The 16,758-nt window shown below is 72.6% G+C and carries 14 protein-coding genes; 7 read left to right on the top strand and 7 right to left on the bottom strand.

Translation table 11 applies throughout. The annotated features are described in order from the left end of the window. Positions 1 to 293 precede the first annotated feature (293 nt). Positions 294 to 932, top strand: coding sequence for a DUF1294 domain-containing protein (locus WMF46_RS37695; RefSeq protein WP_437981645.1), 639 nt, complete (start codon positions 294 to 296; stop codon positions 930 to 932). Positions 933 to 1,236: 304 nt separating this feature from the next. Beyond that, entirely contained in the window at positions 1,237 to 2,556 is a 1,320-nt protein-coding gene (locus WMF46_RS37690; RefSeq protein WP_437981644.1) for a peptidylglycine alpha-amidating monooxygenase, read from the top strand. Between the two features lie 224 nt (positions 2,557 to 2,780). Here WMF46_RS37690 and WMF46_RS37685 read toward each other — a convergent pair whose 3' ends face one another. The 3 genes from WMF46_RS37685 to WMF46_RS37675 form a co-directional block, all read right to left on the bottom strand. Beyond that, positions 2,781 to 3,869 carry a 3-oxoacyl-ACP synthase III family protein gene (locus WMF46_RS37685; RefSeq protein ID WP_437981643.1) on the bottom strand — a complete coding sequence of 363 codons (1,089 nt, stop codon included), beginning with the start codon at positions 3,867 to 3,869 and terminating at the stop codon, positions 2,781 to 2,783. Positions 3,870 to 3,994: 125 nt separating this feature from the next. Next, positions 3,995 to 5,749: a thiamine pyrophosphate-binding protein gene (locus WMF46_RS37680; RefSeq protein WP_437981642.1), complete on the bottom strand. Its 1,755-nt coding sequence runs from the start codon at positions 5,747 to 5,749 to the stop codon at positions 3,995 to 3,997. 340 nt (positions 5,750 to 6,089) lie between these two features. Further along, the gene (locus WMF46_RS37675) at positions 6,090 to 6,821 is read right to left on the bottom strand and encodes a transposase (protein ID WP_437981641.1); all 732 of its coding nucleotides are present in this window, start codon (positions 6,819 to 6,821) and stop codon (positions 6,090 to 6,092) included. Between the two features lie 286 nt (positions 6,822 to 7,107). On the opposite strand from WMF46_RS37675, the gene WMF46_RS37670 reads away from it, so the two are divergent. The 4 genes from WMF46_RS37670 (at position 7,108) to WMF46_RS37655 (ending at position 11,248) form a co-directional block, all read left to right on the top strand. Continuing rightward, positions 7,108 to 7,752: an RNA polymerase sigma factor gene (locus tag WMF46_RS37670; RefSeq protein WP_437981640.1), complete on the top strand. Its 645-nt coding sequence runs from the start codon at positions 7,108 to 7,110 to the stop codon at positions 7,750 to 7,752. Further along, positions 7,745 to 9,220 (top strand): tetratricopeptide repeat protein, encoded by a 1,476-nt coding sequence (locus WMF46_RS37665; RefSeq protein ID WP_437981639.1) that lies wholly within the window; start codon positions 7,745 to 7,747, stop codon positions 9,218 to 9,220. The genes WMF46_RS37670 and WMF46_RS37665 overlap by 8 nt, the downstream gene beginning before the upstream one ends. Then, the gene (locus WMF46_RS37660; protein ID WP_437981638.1) at positions 9,217 to 10,419 is read left to right on the top strand and encodes a hypothetical protein; all 1,203 of its coding nucleotides are present in this window, start codon (positions 9,217 to 9,219) and stop codon (positions 10,417 to 10,419) included. Before WMF46_RS37665 ends, WMF46_RS37660 begins: the two co-directional genes overlap by 4 nt. A gap of 106 nt (positions 10,420 to 10,525) precedes the next feature. Beyond that, the gene (locus WMF46_RS37655; protein WP_437981637.1) at positions 10,526 to 11,248 is read left to right on the top strand and encodes a DUF4215 domain-containing protein; all 723 of its coding nucleotides are present in this window, start codon (positions 10,526 to 10,528) and stop codon (positions 11,246 to 11,248) included. 45 nt (positions 11,249 to 11,293) lie between these two features. On the opposite strand, the gene WMF46_RS37650 is transcribed toward WMF46_RS37655, so the two are convergent. From WMF46_RS37650 to WMF46_RS37635, 4 genes are all read right to left on the bottom strand, one after another. Then, entirely contained in the window at positions 11,294 to 12,223 is a 930-nt protein-coding gene (locus tag WMF46_RS37650; protein WP_437981636.1) for a hypothetical protein, read from the bottom strand. Between the two features lie 133 nt (positions 12,224 to 12,356). Then, positions 12,357 to 12,812, bottom strand: coding sequence for a hypothetical protein (locus tag WMF46_RS37645; RefSeq protein ID WP_437981635.1), 456 nt, complete (start codon positions 12,810 to 12,812; stop codon positions 12,357 to 12,359). After that, positions 12,809 to 13,546 (bottom strand): hypothetical protein, encoded by a 738-nt coding sequence (locus WMF46_RS37640; RefSeq protein ID WP_437981634.1) that lies wholly within the window; start codon positions 13,544 to 13,546, stop codon positions 12,809 to 12,811. The genes WMF46_RS37645 and WMF46_RS37640 overlap by 4 nt, the downstream gene beginning before the upstream one ends. Then, positions 13,543 to 16,140, bottom strand: coding sequence for a TonB family protein (locus WMF46_RS37635; RefSeq protein WP_437981633.1), 2,598 nt, complete (start codon positions 16,138 to 16,140; stop codon positions 13,543 to 13,545). Before WMF46_RS37635 ends, WMF46_RS37640 begins: the two co-directional genes overlap by 4 nt. Before the next feature lie 186 nt (positions 16,141 to 16,326). Here WMF46_RS37635 and WMF46_RS37630 point away from each other — a divergent pair, with 186 nt between their 5' ends. After that, positions 16,327 to 16,743, top strand: coding sequence for a hypothetical protein (locus WMF46_RS37630; RefSeq protein WP_437981632.1), 417 nt, complete (start codon positions 16,327 to 16,329; stop codon positions 16,741 to 16,743). The last annotated feature ends 15 nt before the right edge of the window (positions 16,744 to 16,758 follow it).

Raw genomic sequence — 16,758 nt, 5'->3', positions numbered from 1 at the left:
CGGACAGGACACGCAAACGCGTTCCGCAACGTCAAGATTCTCGGAGCCGTTCCTGACTCGTGCAGTCCGATGGTACGAGCCCATTGACAGAACGGGCCTTATGCGATGGTGCACGTCTTCCACGCCTGAAACCCCTGGGATCACCGCGACGTGCTTCCGCTTGATGTGCCGCCGCCCCCGCTGGCCGCGTTATGATGGTGTACGGAACACGGCCCCATCCGGTGACCCCGGTGGGGCCGCTGACGGCCTCGTCGCACCGAGCTGACCCGGCGCCCGTACTTCAAGGAGACCCCATGCGCAACACCGGAAAAGTCGTCCGCTGGCTGGACGACAAGGGCTTTGGCTTTATCGCGCCGGCCGACGGCGGCCCCGAGGCCTTTGTGCACATCAAGTCGCTGCCGCGCGGCCAGCGCCCCGCGGTGGGCGCCACGGTCCGCTATCGTGCGGCTCGCGACGCGCAGGGCCGCGTCCGCGCCGAGGACGTCGAACTGGCCGGCGCCAGCGTCAGCCTGGGCCCGGCGAGCCGCGCCCTGCTGGTGGCGCTGCCCTTCCTCGCGCTGGTGACAGCGCTGGCCGCCCTGGGGCGGGTGCCGCGTGTGCTGCCCTGGCTCTACCTCGGCGCCAGCCTGGTGACGCTGCTGGTCTATTACAAGGACAAGCGCGCCGCCGAGCGCGGCGCCTGGCGCACGCCGGAGCAGACCCTGCACCTGCTGGCGCTGGTCGGCGGTTGGCCAGGCGCGCTGTATGCGCAGCAGTTGCTGCGCCACAAATCCAGCAAGCGCTCCTTCCGCGTCGTGTTCTGGCTGACGCTGGCGCTGAACGTCGCCGGCCTCGGCTACCTGGCCTCCGACCATGGCGCCGGCGTCCGTGCGGGGATCGACCGGATCACGGCACTGCTGGCCGCCGACCGGGATGCCCCTGCCCCTCATTGACTCCCCGCGCGCGACCCTGGTCCGCAGCCGAGCTTTGACCAGACGGCACCGCGCCTCCTGGCGCGCGAGCGCCTCGATACCTTCCGCGTGAGCGCACCGTTGAACGATCTCAGAGCGGGCGGGCACTCACCGAAGTAGCACCGGCGCCAGGTCGCCGGCCCGTCCGTAGACCTGGGTCGCCGGTGCTCTCACGCGCCAAGTCTCCCGCTGTTCTCGGGAGCTCGCGGCGCGCGTTCTTCTTCCACCCAATTCGACGGCGTTTTTCGGAATCTCGGTCTTCGACCGCCCTTCCCGAGGAGCTCGCATGAATCGTAGTCGTTATTTGTTCTCGGTGCTGTCCTTCCTATCCGCTCTCGTGGTCGTCGCGTGCAGCGACGCCGAGAAGGGCAGCAGCGGCTCATCCGGCTCCGGTCCGGGGAACGGCAACGCGGAAGCGCTGCCGTGCGACGTCGACAAGATCCTCTCCACGAAGTGCCAGACCTGTCACGGGGCGTCCCCGAAGTTCGGCGCGCCGTTCCCGCTGGTCGACCGGAGCGATCTGGTCGCGCCCGCGGTGAGCGATCCCAACAAGAAGGTCTACGAGCTCGTCGCCGCACGCGCCCGCGACACCGCGCGCCCCATGCCTCCGCCCCCAACCGAGCCCCTGACCGCCGCGGAGCTCGCGATCTTCGATCAATGGATCGCCGCCGGCATGCCGGCCGGTAAAGACACGTGCGTCGACCCGGGCGGCGGCGGAACCATCAACCCTCCGACCCTGAGCTGCACACCGGATGTCCTGCTAGCGCCGTCCGCGCCTTACGTCATGCCGAAGGACGTCCAGGACCAGTATATGTGTTATGGGGTCGATGTAGAGATCGGCCAGAAACGACACCTCGTCGGGGTCGCGCCCCGCATCGACAACAGCACCATTGTACACCATATCCTGCTCTTCAAGGCGGATGAGGCGTCTCCCTCGACGCCCACGCCGTGCGATGGGGGCGACATCATGGGGCCTCTTTTGGCCGTCTGGGCGCCCGGCGGCGAGGCCACGGAGCTGCCGCTAGAGGCGGGCTTCCCGCTGGAAGGCACGGCACACTTCACAATCCAGGTGCACTACAGCAACATCAAGGGCCTCGACGGGCAGCAAGACAGCACCGGCTTCGACGTCTGCACGACGACGGAGCTCCGCCCCAACGACGCCGGCATCTTCATGTTCGGCACAGAAGACATCAACATCCCGCCTCACGGCTCGCTCGACGTGAGCTGCGATTACCAGTTCCCGCCGGATATGGGGGCGCTTTCGGTAATCGGTGTCATGCCGCACATGCACATCCTCGGCAAGCACCTGTCGAGCAACACGGTGCCCACGGACGGTAGCGAGCCGAGCAACCTGGGGCTCGCCGATCCGTGGAACTTCGACAACCAGATCTGGTACGATAACGATACCATCCTTCGAGGCGGCGACACCGTGAGGACGCGTTGCGCGTGGGACAACCCGGGCAACAGTGCCGTGGAATTCGGGGACCGGACGCTGGATGAGATGTGTTATAATTTCGTGATGTACTACCCGTCTCAAGAGCTAGAGTCAAAGGTGGGGGACTGGACTTCTCCGGCGGACGACGTGTCCTGTGTGACGACAAAATAGACCAGCTCGTGCAAGACGCGCGGCCTGTGCCCAAGCGGAGGCGCGCGCCGTTCGGTGAGAGCGCTCGTAAGCCTGGCGAACAGGAGCACCGCGCGCGCCGCCGGAAGGCATCCTGCCGTATCGCTGTACCCTACTGGCTTCGTCGCGTTGTCGTGGTTCCAGGCGCCTTGCGGGATTCCGTCATCGCGCCCGCGCGGCGCGTATGCCGAGCCGGCGTGAATGGCTCATCGACCCCAGCGCAGCACGACGGAGGAAAAGCAAATGCCGCTTCCGCCGGCGTGGGTCGCCACCACGTCCCCCTCCTGAAGGTGGCCTTCGCGTTCGGCCATGGCCAGAGCGAAGGGGATGTTGCAGGCCGAGAGGCTGCCCGTCCGTGGGAAAAAATCGTACGAGGCCGCGTTCGTGAGCCCGAAGAACGCCTGGGTGACCGCCCTGAACCACGCGGTGCTCTGGTGGCAGGCATAGAACCCGACGTCCTCGGGCCCCAGGGCCGCCTCCGTCAGCGCGGCGTCCAGCACCCACTTTCCGCGATCCGCGATGCCGATCAGCATCTCGCGCGCCTGCCGGAGCTCGGCCGGGTAAAGCGTCACCGGCTTGCCCTCGTACCAGCGTCCCCCGGGCGTGCCCACCACCATCGCCTCGAAGAGGGTGCCGTCCGTGCCGTGGGCCTGACCCAGCAACCCCAGGCCGTCGCGGACAGGCCCCACCACGACGGCCGTGGCAGCGTCGCCGAACCAGGCGGAATGGGCCAGCTCTCTCGGGACGAGGTGTTGCCAGCCGGAGGACTGCACGAGCAGCGCGCAGCGGGCCCGTCCGCTGCGGACGAGCTGCTCGGCCACACTGAGCTGCGAGAGGAAGCCGTTGCTGGAGGCGTCCACGCCGAAGGTGAAGCAGCGCGGGGAGAGTCCGAGCAGGTGGTGCACTCGGGCGGCCGTCGGCTGCCCGAGGTAGTCCGGTAGCTGGCTATTGGAGAGCAGGAGATCCACCTCGCCCGGCGACACCCCGGCCGCGGCGAGCGCCCGCCGCGCGGCGGCCGCCTCCATGTCGGACGCCTCCGTGCCGGGGGCCTTGACGCGTCGCTCGCGTACGCCGCGGAACGGGTCGGCTTCCACCGAGGCCATGCCCGCGAGGATCGCCCGGGCGCCGGGCCCGAGGTCCGGGAGCTCCGGCTCGCGCTCCGGGCGCAGCAAGCTCTCGCGCGCCTGCGCCCGCCAGCGCTCGACGACAGGCTCGGGCCACCAGTCGTTCGTCCGCACCTCCTCGGGCAGGAAGACGCCGATTCCGAGGATGCCAACCGATGGGACGCGGTTCACCGGCCGCCCCTCCCGGCGAAGAGGAGAGGACGCGGAACCACCCCCGTGGCCAGGACCTTCTTGTTCATGCATGAATGTCCACCGAGACGTTGAGATTGGGGTTCACGCTGCAAGGAGCGCCACCATCATTCCGAACGGGACGCGGACAGGACATGGGGCCCGCCGTCCCCGTTCCTTCCTGGGATTCCCCTCCGCGCGACGTTGCCGAGCGCCGCGAATCGGCCGCTCACCGGCAAACGTGCGGTCGGATCGATGCGCACGTCGAGCACCATCGGCCCGCGCAGCGCGGCGAGGGTGGAGGCGCACGCGAGCAGCTGACCGGGACGCCGGATCGTGAGCGCCTCCGCGCCCAGCCCGCGCGCAATCGCGACGACGTCGAGGGGTCCCGTCGAGAACCGCGGGGTGCGGCCGTAGATGGCCTCGTTCCCCAGCTCCACCATGCCCAGCCGCTCGTCGTTCATGACGGCGTAGATCAGGGGTAGCCCCAGCGCGGCGGCGGTCGACACCTCGGTGCCAGCCATGGCGAAGCCGCCGTCGCCGCAGACGGCGACGACCGCGCGATCCGGGCTCGCCAGCTTGATCCCCAGCGCAGCGCCCATCCCCGAGCCCATGGATCCCAGCCCCAGGAAAACGACGAACGCATCCGGGCGCGTGATCTCGAGGTGGTGGACGGCGTGAACGAGGTGCTCGCCGATATCCACCGTGTAGATCGTGTCCGCGGGCAGCGCCCTTTGCAGCTCCCGCAAGGCCCGGTGCGGCGCGATCCGGTCCTCCGCGCCCGCCGCGCCGAGGACGGGCTCTGGATGGCGGCGGATCCCGAAGGTGCGCCGCTCCGCCGCCTGTGGGATCCGCTCCGCGAGCTGCTCCAGGAACGCTGCGGCCGGGGCAACGACGCCGACGTGCGTCGCATAAGCGCGGCCGATCCGGCTCGGGTCCACGTCGACGTGAACCAGCGCCCTTCGCGGCTCGAGGAGCTTGCTCCAGTCGTTGGTCGCGAGGTCGCCGAGGCTGGTGCCGATCGCCAGCAGCACGTCGACGCCGGACTCCAGCAACGCCGTCGCGGAGGGGTGGCCACCCAGCCCGAAGACGCCCGCGCTGAGCGGGTGATCCTCCGGGAAGACCCCCTTGCCCTTCGGCGTGGTGATGACGGGGATCTGCGCGCGCTCGGCGAACGCGAGGAGCCGCTGTGCTCCCCTGCCGCCACGCACGCCCGAGCCCGCCAGCAGGACAGCGCGATATCCATGGCGCACGAGCGAGGCCACCTCCTCGATCGCCTCCGGCGGCACCTGAAACGAGGTCGGCTCCGCGGCACGAACCGGGGCCGGCGGCGCGGGGGCGGCGGCCACGTCGAGCGGGAGCGTCAGCACCACCGGTCCCGGTCGGCCCGAGCGCGCCGCGGCGATCGCCTCGCACAGCATTCCCGGCGCCGCGCTCGGGCTCGGGATCTCCATGGACCTCTTGCTGATGCTGCGGGTCATGGCCACGACGTCGAGGTGATGCGGCGAGCCCTCCTGCAGCGCGCGCCGCCCGACGGCCCGCCGCGACACCTCGCCGACGAGGATGAGCACGGGGAGCCCCTCGCAATGGGCCGCGGCGATCCCGGTCATCGCGTTGGTGATGCCCGGCCCCGACGTGACGAGCACGACGCCGAGCTTCCCGGTCACGCGGGCCTGGCCGGCGGCGGCGAAGACCGCGCTCGATTCGTGGCGCGTGGTGACGATCTGGATTTCGGGCCGGTCGAGGAGCGCGTCATAGACGGGGGCGATCGTGCCGCCGGGCAGGCCGAAGACGGTCCGTACGCCCATGTCGGCGAGGATACCGGCAAGGACATCGACGGTTCGCGGCGGCAACGGCGAGCGCGCGGAGCACGGCGCGCTCACGGGCGAGGCCGCGTCGATGGATGCGCTCGATGAGGCATGAGGGCACAAGGATTCGAGGTGTGCGACCACAGGATGGCTCCGTCGTCAAAGAAAAGAGAAAGAGAAGTTGCACAGAATTGCTGTACGAGTAGCCAGCATCTGGCAGCTGATACAAACGTGTAGAACACAACGTGGTCCAGGACAATGCGCTCAGGCAGGTCTTCCATGCCTGAAACGTGCGGGATTACCGCGACGTAGCACCAAGCGGAAGGCATCCTACCGTATAGCTGTACCCTACTGAGCTCGTCCAAACGGCCGCCGTCGCGGTTCGCGGCGCGTCATGATGGCCGGCGCACGCACCTCAGGGCAGACTTCCCCCCGGCCACGTCGTCGAGCAGCGTCCCTCTCTGTCGGTTTCGTCACGCGGGGTCCGCCGGGTACCGCGCGCGGCATTCCAGATCCCCTCCGACACGAATCCAACATCAGCCCAGGGCAGCACAGCGCCCAGCGCAGTCGACACCCGCTCGCGCTCGACCTCGCCATGCACCATCGTCAGGAGCGCCCCAACCGCCACGTGCCGAGCGCCTCGCTCCGACACTGCCGACGGCGCCGCCTCGCTTCGCTCGTCTCCTCTGCGCGACAGCTTCGCCATGGCTCTCGCCCGCCGCTTCGGCGCCGGCCTCGTCGGCATGGGCGTGTTCGTCGTCTTCTTGTCATCGCTGCCCGCGCTATCAGCTCCGGCGCGCTGATCGCCATTACACGCCTTTGCCGTCGCCTTCGGTACCACGACGCTGCGTTGCTTCACATGCGGCGCGAGCACACCGTGGTAGCGCACCAGCGGATGGCGCGGCGGCGGCACCAGCGCGGCGAGCCTCGCGAGAAACACAATCGGCGTCATCATCCAATGCGTTCCTTTTCTCCGCGGGTACTTCACCTGATAGGCCACCCGAGCGTCGCGGAGGATGCTGAGCCGCTCCACAGCGAAGCAGGGACGCGCGCAATACCGGACGAGCCGCTCGCGCCCCTCGTCGGTCTTGTTCGGGTTGGGCCCATGCCTTCCAACGGGTGAGATCGGTGGTCTGGTGCCCCCCAAATCCCTGGAGAAGGGGCGGATCGCGACGGTTCGCTACCGCAAATTCGTTCCTCCAAGAAAAGACGAGTGGCACCCGTCTCCGCGCCGGAGAGACGCCGCTCTCCGACCCCGCGATCCCTGGCCGGTCCTTCTCGCCGGCGCTCCGGCGTCAGCCTCCCCCCTCGATGCCGCCTGTCCCGTTCCCGTCGAGAGATCCGGAGCGCCCTTCGCGAGGTGCGCGCGGCGTTCGCCCCCGTCGCTTTTGTGAGCCACCGGGACCCCCTCGCGACCACCTATTCCAGATCCCGTGGTCTTGCCCAGCGCAGCCCTCGCCCCCCGGCTCACCCTCGTCCGCGCTAGCCCCCTGGCCGGTCTGGACGACGCCGGCCTCGCGCGCGCGGCCGCCGAGGGCCAGCCAGGCGCCGCCGGCGCCGTCTGGGACCGCTACGGCGCTGTGGTGCACGGCCTGCTCCGCCGCGTGCTCGGGCCGGGCGGCGACGTCGAGGACCACGCCCAGGAGACGTTCCTGCAGTTCTTCCGCGAGGTGAAGAACTTGCGGGATCCCGCGGCGCTGCGGCCGTTCCTCCTCGGCATCGCCGTGCGCGTCGCGCGGTCGGCGCTGCGGCGCCGGCGGCTCCGGCGCTGGTTCTCGCTCACCGACAGCGGCGCGCTGCCGGACGAGCCGGCCGAGGGCGTCGACGAGGGCGCGCGCGAGGCGGTCGCGCGGCTCTACGCGCTGCTCGACAGGCTGGACGACAGGGCGCGGCTCCTCTTCGTGCTGCGCCACATCGAGGGGCTGGAGCTCGCGGAGACCGCGCAGGCGAGCGGGATGTCCCTCGCCACGGCCAAGCGCCACCTGGCCAAGGTGACCGCGCGCGTCCACGCGATGGCCGAGCGGGATCCGCTCCTCGCGGCGTACGTCGAGCCCGTGGAGGAGGCGAGCGATGGCTGATCCGAGGCCCGGCGTTCCCCCGGAGGTCGCCCTGCGGCGGCTCGCGGCGCTGGCGCGCGAGGCGGGGGCGGCCTCGCCGACGGGCCGCGCTCTCGCCCGCGGCCGCGCGCGGCTGATCGACGAGGTCGAGCGCCCCGTGTTGCCGCTCGCGCCGCGGCGGCGCTGGCTCCTGCCGGCGGCGCTGGCGCCGCTGCTCGTGATCCTGGGCCTCTGGGCGCTGCGGCCGGCGGCGCGCCTGTCGTACCAGGTCGACGGCGTCGCGCCGGGAGACCGCGCCGACGGCGCCGCGCTCGCGGACACCTACGTGCGCGGGGGGACCAGCGGGGCGACGGCGCGCTTCAGCGAGGGGACGACCGTCCGCTTCGCCCCGGGGGCGCGCGGGCGCATCGCCGCCGTGACGGCGCGCGGCGCGCAGATCCACATCGAGGGCGGCGCCGCGCGCTTCCGGGTCGCGCACCTGCCCGAGGCCGAGTGGGTCGCGGCGGCAGGGCCGTTCACCGTCAGGGTGACGGGCACGGAGTTCGACCTGAGCTGGGAGCGCGAGCGGCTCGAGCTGACCATGCAGAGCGGCTCGGTCGTGGTCCGCGGCCCGCTCGTCGCGGGCGGCGTCGCGCTCCAGGGCGGCCAGCGCCTGGTCGCCGACGTGGTCCGCGGCGAGCTCACGATCGCGGACCTGAGCGCCGCCGGCGCGCGCGCGCCAGGAGGCGGCGCGCTGCACGAAGCCGGCGCGCCGGCGAGCCCCGACGTGCTGGAGGACGCCGGGGCGCCGGCCGAGATGGGCATGCTGGAGGACGTCGGGGCGCCGGTAGAGACGGGCGGGGCGGCCGCGGCGGGAGCAATGACCGCGGCGGGAGCGCCGGCTGCGGCGGGAGCGACGGCCGCGGCGGGAGCGCCGGTCACTGCGGGAGCGCCGGCTGCGGCGGGAGCGCCGGTCACGACCGATCCGATGGTGGCGCTCGCGCCAGCTTCGGCTGCGGTCGCTGCGCCCGCGGCGCCTGCGCCCGCCTCGGGGAGCTGCAGCGAGCATGTGGCCCGTGGCGACTTCGCCGGGGCGATCGCGGTGGCGGAGGCGCGGGGCATCGACGCGACGATCGCCGCGAGCCCGCTCCCCGAGATCGCCGCGCTGGCCGACGCCGCGCGCTACACGGGGCGGAACGACCTCGCGCGGCGCGCGCTGCTCGCCGAGCGCTCGCGCTTCCCAGGCTCGCCCGAGGCGCGCTCGGCGGCGTTCCTCCTCGGTCGCATGGCGGAGGCGGGCTCGCCCGCGGCGGCCATCGACTGGTACGATCGGTACCTCGCCGAGTCGCCGGCCGGCTCGCTGGCCGCCGAGGCGCTCGGGCGGAAGATGATCGTGCTGCGCGCCTCCCAGGGCGACGGCGCGGCCCAGCCGATCGCCGAGCAGTACCTCGCGCGCCACCCGCACGGGGCGTTCGCGGCCGCCGCGGCGGAGATCCTCCGCCGCCCATGAGGCGCAGCGGGTTCGGGGTCGTCCTTGCGCTGTGCGCCGCGCTCTTCGTGTCCCGGGGGGCGAGCGCCGCGGAGGAGATCGGCGTGATCGTGGTGCGCGCGCCGCACGCCGGGAAGGTCGTCGAGGAGGCCACGGTGCGCCTCGAGGGCGAGCTGCGCGCCGTGGGCTTCTCGGTCCGCTCCCTGGAGGGCGCGCCGGGCGTCGACGGGCGCGCGCAGATCGAGGGCGCGGGCGGCGTGTTCGCGGCCATCGCCATCCTCGAGACCGACGGCGGCGCCGTCGCCGACGCGTGGATCGCGGATCACGCGACGAAGGAGACGCTGGTCCGCCGCGTGGAGCTCGGCGTCCCCGGCGCCAGCAACGCGGCGAGCGATCTCGCCGTGCGGTCGGCGGAGCTGCTCCGGGCCAGCCTGCTCGAGCTGAGCGGCGAGCAGCGGCGCGAGCTGCCCGAGCGGGTGGCGCAATGGATCGCCGATGCGGCCGCGCCGGCGGGGCGCGAGGCCATCGCGCTCGACGCGGCGCCGCTGCAGCCGCGAGCGGCGGTCGCGCCCGCCGAGCGATCCACGGCGGCGCGCGTGCCGGCCGCGCCCGCGGGCGGATCCCGGGTGGCGCGCGGGTCGCCCGCGCCCGGGCGACCCGACCCCGGGAGCGCCGCGCCCCGGGCGCCCACGGCGCCCACGTCCGACGAACGCCGGTTGAACGTCGAGGCGGGGCTCGCGGCGCTCGCCGGCGACGTCGGGATCGTCCCCGGGCCCTACTTCCGCGTCGGGCACGATCTGACGGCGAGCGTCTCGCTGCGCGGGACCCTCGTGCCGGCCGTCGTGGCCAGGAACCTCGACGCTCCCGGCGGGCGCGTGGCGCTGCGGCAGACCGCGGCCATGATCGGCCTGGCGTACGCCGCCGGCCCCGAGGCGTGGCGGATCCATCCGGTGATCTCGCTCGGCGCGGGCGTCTACCATGTGACGGTCGCCGGCCGGGCGAACCCTCCTTATCACGACCGGCGTCAGAGCTGGTTCGCCGCCGGCGTCTCCGCAGGGGGCGGCGTCGGCGTCCGCGTCTTACCCTACCTCGCCGTCCACGCGGCGCTCGACGTCTTCGTGCTCGCAAGAGAGCCTGTCTTCACCATCGCCGGTGTGGAGGTGGGCCGCATGGGGCGCCCGGCGCTGCTCCCGAGCCTCGGCCTGCAGGTGAGCTTCTGAGTCGCCGGATCCTTCTGAATCGTTGATTTTGGTGAGCCACGGAGAGGAGCTCGCGCCCACTTACCAGAGCGAGGCACATCCCGGCTTCGCTTCGAGAGGGAGAGTCATGCGTCATCATCTTCTTTCACGCCGTCCGCTGCTCGCCGTCGCAGGGCTGTTCTTGATGCAGGCCGCGTGCGAGGTGCGCTTCATCGAAGGGGTCGACTCGCCAGAGGAGAGCTCGGGCACGGGGGCGTGTGTCGAATGTTGTTCTTCCTCGACGGACTGCACGACCGGAGGTAGCGCCGTGGGCGGGTCGAGCGCTGTGGGCGGGGCGAGCGCCGGCGCGGTGTGCGGAGACGGCGTTGTGGACCCGGAGTGGGAGCAGTGCGACGACGGCAATACGGTGGATGGAGACGCGTGCTCGAGCGACTGTCAGCTCCGCGCAGCGGGCGTGGGCGGGTCGAGCGCCGTGGGCGGGGCGAGCGCCGGCGCGGTGTGCGGAGACGGCGTTGTGGACCCGGAGTGGGAGCAGTGCGACGACGGAAACACGGCGGATGGAGACGCCTGCTCGAGCGACTGCCAGCTCCTCGGAGCGGGGGGCGCGGGCGGGGCGGGGACTGGCGCCGTGTGCGGAGACGGCGTTGTGGACCCGGAGTGGGAGCTGTGCGACGACGGCAACACGGCTGACGGAGACGCCTGCTCGAGCGACTGCCAGCTCCGCGCAGCGGGGAGCGCGGGCGCGGTGTGCGGAGACGGCGTGGTGGAGCCGCCGCGGGAGCAATGCGACGACGGCAACACGGCGGATGGGGACGGGTGTACGAGCGATTGTCAGATCGGCCCGGCATAACGCCGTGAGCATCGTGGGGCGGCGTGGCCCGCCGCCTTCAGCCGATCACGGCAGCACCGTGCGCGTCGGGCACTCGCCGTCTCCCTGGAAATCGCCGAGCGTACGCGCCTGCGCGACGACGTAGTCGTACGCCGTCTCGATCGGGTCCCCGGGCACGGTGATGTTGTACTCGTCGCCGAACACGTCGGTGGCGCTCACCTGCTTGAGCTCCTCGATCGTCGTCTCGCCGTCCCCGTCGAGATCGCTGTCGGCGATGTACTGCGCGTAGCGCTTCGTCAGCTCCACGCCGGTGGTGATGTTGTCGAAGAACCAGTGATCGCCGTGGATGGTCGGCTTCACGGCGACCGTGCCGCTGGTCGGCACGCCGAAGCCCGTTATCCCGTCCTCGGTCGCGCAGTCGTCGAACGACGTCCCGGCCGAGAAACCCCAGCGGAAGCGCACCTCCTCCGCGGGGACACACGTGTCCCCGGGCGGCGGGCACGACTCGCCGCCCTCCTTCTCGATGACGCCCTCGAAGAACACGGAATAGCCGTTCTCCACCATCAGGGCCACGTCGTCCTCCTTGGTCGGAGGCAACGTCTTCACCCCCTCACGCGCGTTCGGGAGGTCGAAGCCGAAGTGGTTCCAGCGCACCGCGCTCACGTCCTGGAACTCCGCGATCACGTACCGCGTGGCCGGGGCGTTCTTGAGGTCGAGGACGAACACCGAGGGGTCGACGAGCGTCTCGCCCGCGTCCGTGCGCCCCGCGCGCACGTTGCCCACCGTCACGAGGAACTGCGTGTACGTGACCTTCCAGCCGTCGGCGATGTTCTCCTCTCCCGTGCCCGGCTCGAGGCCCTCCGGGATCGTGTCCTCCGGCTCCACGAACACCTGCACCGTGCCGGTCTCCGACGTCGCGCCGTCGTCGCCGCACCCGGCGACGAGCGCGAGCGCGCAGGCCGCCACCACGAACCCTGTTTCTCTCATTCTCTGCATGATCGAGCTCCTGAATCGTCCGGAATCCGCCGTGATCCGAGCGAGCGCGCACGGGCACGCCCGGCGAGCACAGGCCCGCGCTGCGTCGCGCGCCCTGCGCCCGCGTCGTCTCTTGTGATGAGGCCGAGGGGGATCAGGCGGCGGGCGGGGAGCTCTTCGGCGCCAGGATCAGCAGCGGGATGGGCCGGACCTCGGACGAGGACCGGAGCGAGGCCGGACAGAGCACCTCGAGCAGCGTGGCCTCGGCCACGGGGTGCACGGGCGCGCCGAGCTGGCCGCGCAGGGTGAACACATCGCAGTGGTCGTCGTCGAGGTGGCCCTCCGCGGCACGCTCGGCGACCTCCGCTCCGGGCGAACGGCGCTCGGCGACCTCCGCTCCGGGCGGGCGGCGCGCGGTCTCGTGCAGCGCGGCGGCGGCGACGTGCACGAGCTCGCCGTGCTCGCAGCGCGCGTGGCGGACGAGCAGCGCGTGCGAGAGGCCGCACAGCTGCGCGAGCAACGCGAGCGCCACGAGCCAGCGGGCGCCCCAGCCGGCGCGGGGGAGCGCCCGCGCCGGGCCGGCGGCGGCGCCGCCGCGACGGCGCCTCATGGCGCGACCGCCGCGTCGATCCAGCGGAGCTCCGGCAGGCGCTGCGCGGTCATGGCCTTGACCAGCACGTTGTGCGCCGGCGAGCCCGGCGCGATCGCGACCTCGGCCGCGCCGCCCGCGGCCAGCTCGTCGAAGTCGACGCGCGCGATCCACGCGGCCACGTCGAAGCGGACCACCAGGCGGACCGGCTCGGCGCCGACGCGCGCATCGAGCCCGATGCTCGGCACGGCGTTCTGCCCCGGGTTCTGCGGGACGGCGTCGACCTCGGCCACGAAGTCGAGCACCCGCGCGCCCCGCGTCGCGCGCCCGCGCAGGCGAGCGGAGTGGCCGCCGGGGGCCTCGGGCGCCGGCGTGGGCTTTGCCTCGGTCAGGAACCAGTGGACGCCGTAATCGAACGACGCGCTCTGGATCCGCCCCTCGAACCCGTGGACCCGGCCGAGCGGCTGGGGGGCGGGATCGAGCAGGTCGACGCGCGCGATCGAGATCATCTCGGCGACGGCGGCGTCGCAGAGCGTCGCCGCACCGCCGGACGCGGCGCAGAAGTACACAGGCCCGAAGGCGACCGTCGCCTCCTCGAGCTCGACCGTCCACGCGCGCGCGGCGATCGCGCCGGGCGGCGCGGCCTCGGCGATCGCGTCGTAGGAGACCTCGGGCTGGCTCGTGTCGGCGCAGCCGATCGCGGGCGCCGCGAGGAGCAGGAGGAGGGCGCTCGGCGCTGCCAGGCGGTCGTTCATAGGGAGAGCGTCACGTTGCCGAGGATCGTCAGCGGCGGCCCGGCGCTGATGTGTCGCGCGGGCAGCCGCGACGGGACCGGCGTGGTCGGCCAGCTGGAGACGAACGAGTACTCGGCGTCGGCGTACTCGGCGTCGAGCAGGTTCTGCGCCTCGACCCCGACCTCGACCCAGGGCCGGGACGGCGCGTCGCCGCCCCCCGCGCCGAGGCGCCGCCGGAAGGCGAGGGACGCGTCCATCACGAAGACCGGCGCGGCGCGCTGCGCCCTCGGCAGCGGCTGCGGCGAGAGGAACGTCGCTCCGTAGCCGAGCCGCCCCTCGACGGGCGCGCCGGCGATCGCGACGAGCTCCCGCCGGAGCGAGAGGTCCGCGCGCACCACCACGGGCGGCACGAACGGCAGCGGCTCCCCCGGGACGTACGACGGGCTCGGGTCCTCGGGCGTCGGCGCGGGCGGCGCGTCCTTCGTGGCGTGGGTGAACGTCGCGCTGACGGTCGAGACCAGCAGGGGGCTCGGCGCCGCCTGAAAGTACAGGACGACCCCGCGGCGGGTCGTCGGCCCGATGAGGCGCATCCTCCCGCCCTCGGTCGGGTCGGCCTCGACGTCCTCGGAGAGGCGCGTCTCGTAAGCGGCCGCGGTCGCGCTGAGGCCCCCGCCGGGGCGCCACGTCGCGCCGACCTCGTAGCTCCTCACGGCCGTGAACGGCGCGTTCTCTCCGTCCTCGAGCCACAGCGCCTGCGGCGAGCGGTAGCCGTGGCCGTAGGAAGCCGAGAGGCGCAGCCGGGGCAGCGGATCGACCTCCAGCGTCGCCCGCGGACCGAAGGCCACGCCCGCCGCCGTGCGCCGGAACCCCACGATGTGCGTCTCCTTCTGGGCCGCCGGGATGAAGTTGCCGAGGCGGTCGTCCACGTCGAACACGAGCAGATCGGCGCGGAGGCCGCCGCGCAGGCGCGCCCAGCGCGCCGGCTCGAGCAGCACGTCGCCGTGCACGCCGATGCCGGTCAGCTGGATCGAGGCGTCGATGCGCCGATCCCACGTCTCGTTCTGGGGTTGCTGGACGAGGTTCTGCGCCTGATCGATCCAGTCGGTCTGCACCTCGGCGCCGAGCGCGGCCTGGCCGGTGAGCCAGGAGGTCACCGGGGCCTCGGGCGTGCTGTAGGTGAAGCCCCCGCCGAGCGCGGCGTCGTGGTTCGACTGCTCGAAGAGGTCGCCGCGGCCGGTCCACGCGGGGCGCTCGCGCGAGCGCTGCATGAAGCCGGTGAAGTTCATCCGGCTCCGGTACCCGGACGCCATCGTCCAGAGCCACGCGCTCTTCCGGGAGCCGTCGTCGTCCGCCCGCTCGACGAGGAGCGCGAGCTGGAGCCGGGTCGCCGCGGCCGACTGCGAGCGCGCCGAGACGTCGGGGTAGGCGCCGTGGAAGTCGACGCGCCCCGCCTCGATGTCGTCCCGCCGGAGCACGCCCGCGAGGTTCGCGCGTGCGCCGTGCGCCGCCACGTGGAGCAGCGCCGAGTACTCGTCCGGCAGCGGCACGCGGTACTGGCCGATCGCGCCGCCCGAGACCGCCCCGCGCGTGCCGTCGCCGAAGCCGTCGGTGGCGCGCACCGCCGCGGCCCCGAACGTGTCCTCGGACTGCGTCTCGGGCGCCCAGATCGCGAGCAGCCGTCGGGTGCCGAACGAGCCGAGCGTGCCCTTCAGCAGGAGCCCGCGCTCCTCGACGCCGAGGTCGAAGTACGCGCTGCCCGCGATCGCGAAGTCGCCCTGCTGCGGATCGTAGACGCCCTCGACGACGCGCAGCGAGCGCACCACCTCCGGGATGATCACGCCGAGGTCGGCGTAGCCCTGGCCGTGCACGTGCGAGCGCTGGTTCAGCGGGATCGGCCCGACCCGGAGCTCGATGTCCTGGCCGTGCTCGGCCTCGAAGCCGCGCAGGAAGATGCGCTGCGCGACCGCGTCTCCCTCGGGGTGCGCGATGTGGACGCCGGGCGCGGTGCGGAGCAGGTCGGCGGCGGTCGCGTGGGGCGCGGCGGACAGCGCCGCGCGGCCGATCCGGAAGTCGCTCGACGCGCGCCGCGGCGGGGTCGGCCGGCCCTGCACGTGGATCTCGATCGGCTTGCCGGGCTCGGCGACGGCGTGTGGGCCGGCGACGCCGCCGGCGAACTCCTCCACCGGCGCCGGCGGGGCCTTCGGCGGCGGCGCCGGCGCGGACGCGGACGGCGCGGGCTCGGCCGGCGCCGGCGCGGGCTGCTCCTCGTGGGGGCCGGGCGCGAAGTGGAACGGCACGCGGATCCGCGCCCGCAGCGGCGCGCCGCCGCGCATCGCCGGCGAGAAACGCCACCGCCGCACGGCCTTCATGGCCGCGTCATCGAACGCCGCGCCCCCGGACTCGGCCACGACCGCGTCGCTGACCGTGCCGTCCTTCTCGACCGTGACGAACAGCGTGACCGTCGTGTCGATGCCCTCCGCGAGCCGCTCGGGCGGGTACTCCGGATCCACGTGCTCGAGGATCTGCGGCGCCACGGGCGCTTCAGGCTGCCCGAGCGCTAGAGGCGCGGCGAGGGCGGCCGCGGAGAGGCAGCAGAAGAAGGACAGCCTGCGCATGAGCAACCGAGCTCAACGCGACTACCACGCCGCACAGCGGCGCCGCAAGCGCCGCACCGCCGCGCAGCGCGCGCCGACGACGGTGACGGAAGCGCGCGGCGTTCATGCGCGCGGCTTTCCGGCGACAAGTCGCGCCGGTGCAGCGGCGGTCTCGCCGCGGGGCGCGGGGCCGTGTATCGTCTCGTCATGCCGAATGAGACGCTCGTCCAGGCGGTCAAGACCATCGTCGCCCTCGCGCGCGGTGGCGACCTCGACGCGGCCTACAAGGGATACCGCGACCTCTTCCAGAAGCCGGAGTTCCTCAAGCAGCGCCCCGAGGATCAGCGCCAGGTGCTGCGGCTCATGATCCTCGCCAAGGGCGTCCCGTCGACGCCGACCGAGGCGATGACCGACGCCCACCGCGCGGCGGTCCCCGCGCTGACCGAGCTCGTGTCGATCCACGGCGATCCCGGCGACCACGAGCTCCTCGGGCTCTGCCACGTCGTGCTCGGCAACGTCGAGAGCGCCGACAAGATCTTCCGCGCGGGTCTCAAGATCGAGCGCGAGCGCAACCCCCAGAGCGATCTGTGCGGCACGCTGATGAAGCGGATCTCGCTGCTCTAGTTCGCGCTCGTCGGG

The sequence above is a fragment of the Sorangium sp. So ce117 genome, from assembly GCF_051524395.1.
Classification (GTDB): domain Bacteria; phylum Myxococcota_A; class Polyangia; order Polyangiales; family Polyangiaceae; genus Sorangium; species Sorangium cellulosum_B.
Note: the sequence above shows the minus strand (reverse complement) of the source record. Positions and strands in the feature narration are given on the sequence as shown.

What these genes read in the sequence shown, in the direction of transcription:
- WMF46_RS37640 (WP_437981634.1), bottom strand. Translation starts at nt 13,546, where the DNA reads ATGAACGACCGCCTGGCAGCGCCGAGCGCCCTCCTCCTGCTCCTCGCG.
- WMF46_RS37660 (WP_437981638.1), top strand. Translation starts at nt 9,217, where the DNA reads ATGAGGCGCAGCGGGTTCGGGGTCGTCCTTGCGCTGTGCGCCGCGCTC.
- WMF46_RS37635 (WP_437981633.1), bottom strand. Translation starts at nt 16,140, where the DNA reads ATGCGCAGGCTGTCCTTCTTCTGCTGCCTCTCCGCGGCCGCCCTCGCC.
- WMF46_RS37690 (WP_437981644.1), top strand. Translation starts at nt 1,237, where the DNA reads ATGAATCGTAGTCGTTATTTGTTCTCGGTGCTGTCCTTCCTATCCGCT.
- WMF46_RS37665 (WP_437981639.1), top strand. Translation starts at nt 7,745, where the DNA reads ATGGCTGATCCGAGGCCCGGCGTTCCCCCGGAGGTCGCCCTGCGGCGG.
- WMF46_RS37645 (WP_437981635.1), bottom strand. Translation starts at nt 12,812, where the DNA reads ATGAGGCGCCGTCGCGGCGGCGCCGCCGCCGGCCCGGCGCGGGCGCTC.
- WMF46_RS37650 (WP_437981636.1), bottom strand. Translation starts at nt 12,223, where the DNA reads ATGCAGAGAATGAGAGAAACAGGGTTCGTGGTGGCGGCCTGCGCGCTC.
- WMF46_RS37655 (WP_437981637.1), top strand. Translation starts at nt 10,526, where the DNA reads ATGCGTCATCATCTTCTTTCACGCCGTCCGCTGCTCGCCGTCGCAGGG.
- WMF46_RS37630 (WP_437981632.1), top strand. Translation starts at nt 16,327, where the DNA reads ATGCCGAATGAGACGCTCGTCCAGGCGGTCAAGACCATCGTCGCCCTC.
- WMF46_RS37695 (WP_437981645.1), top strand. Translation starts at nt 294, where the DNA reads ATGCGCAACACCGGAAAAGTCGTCCGCTGGCTGGACGACAAGGGCTTT.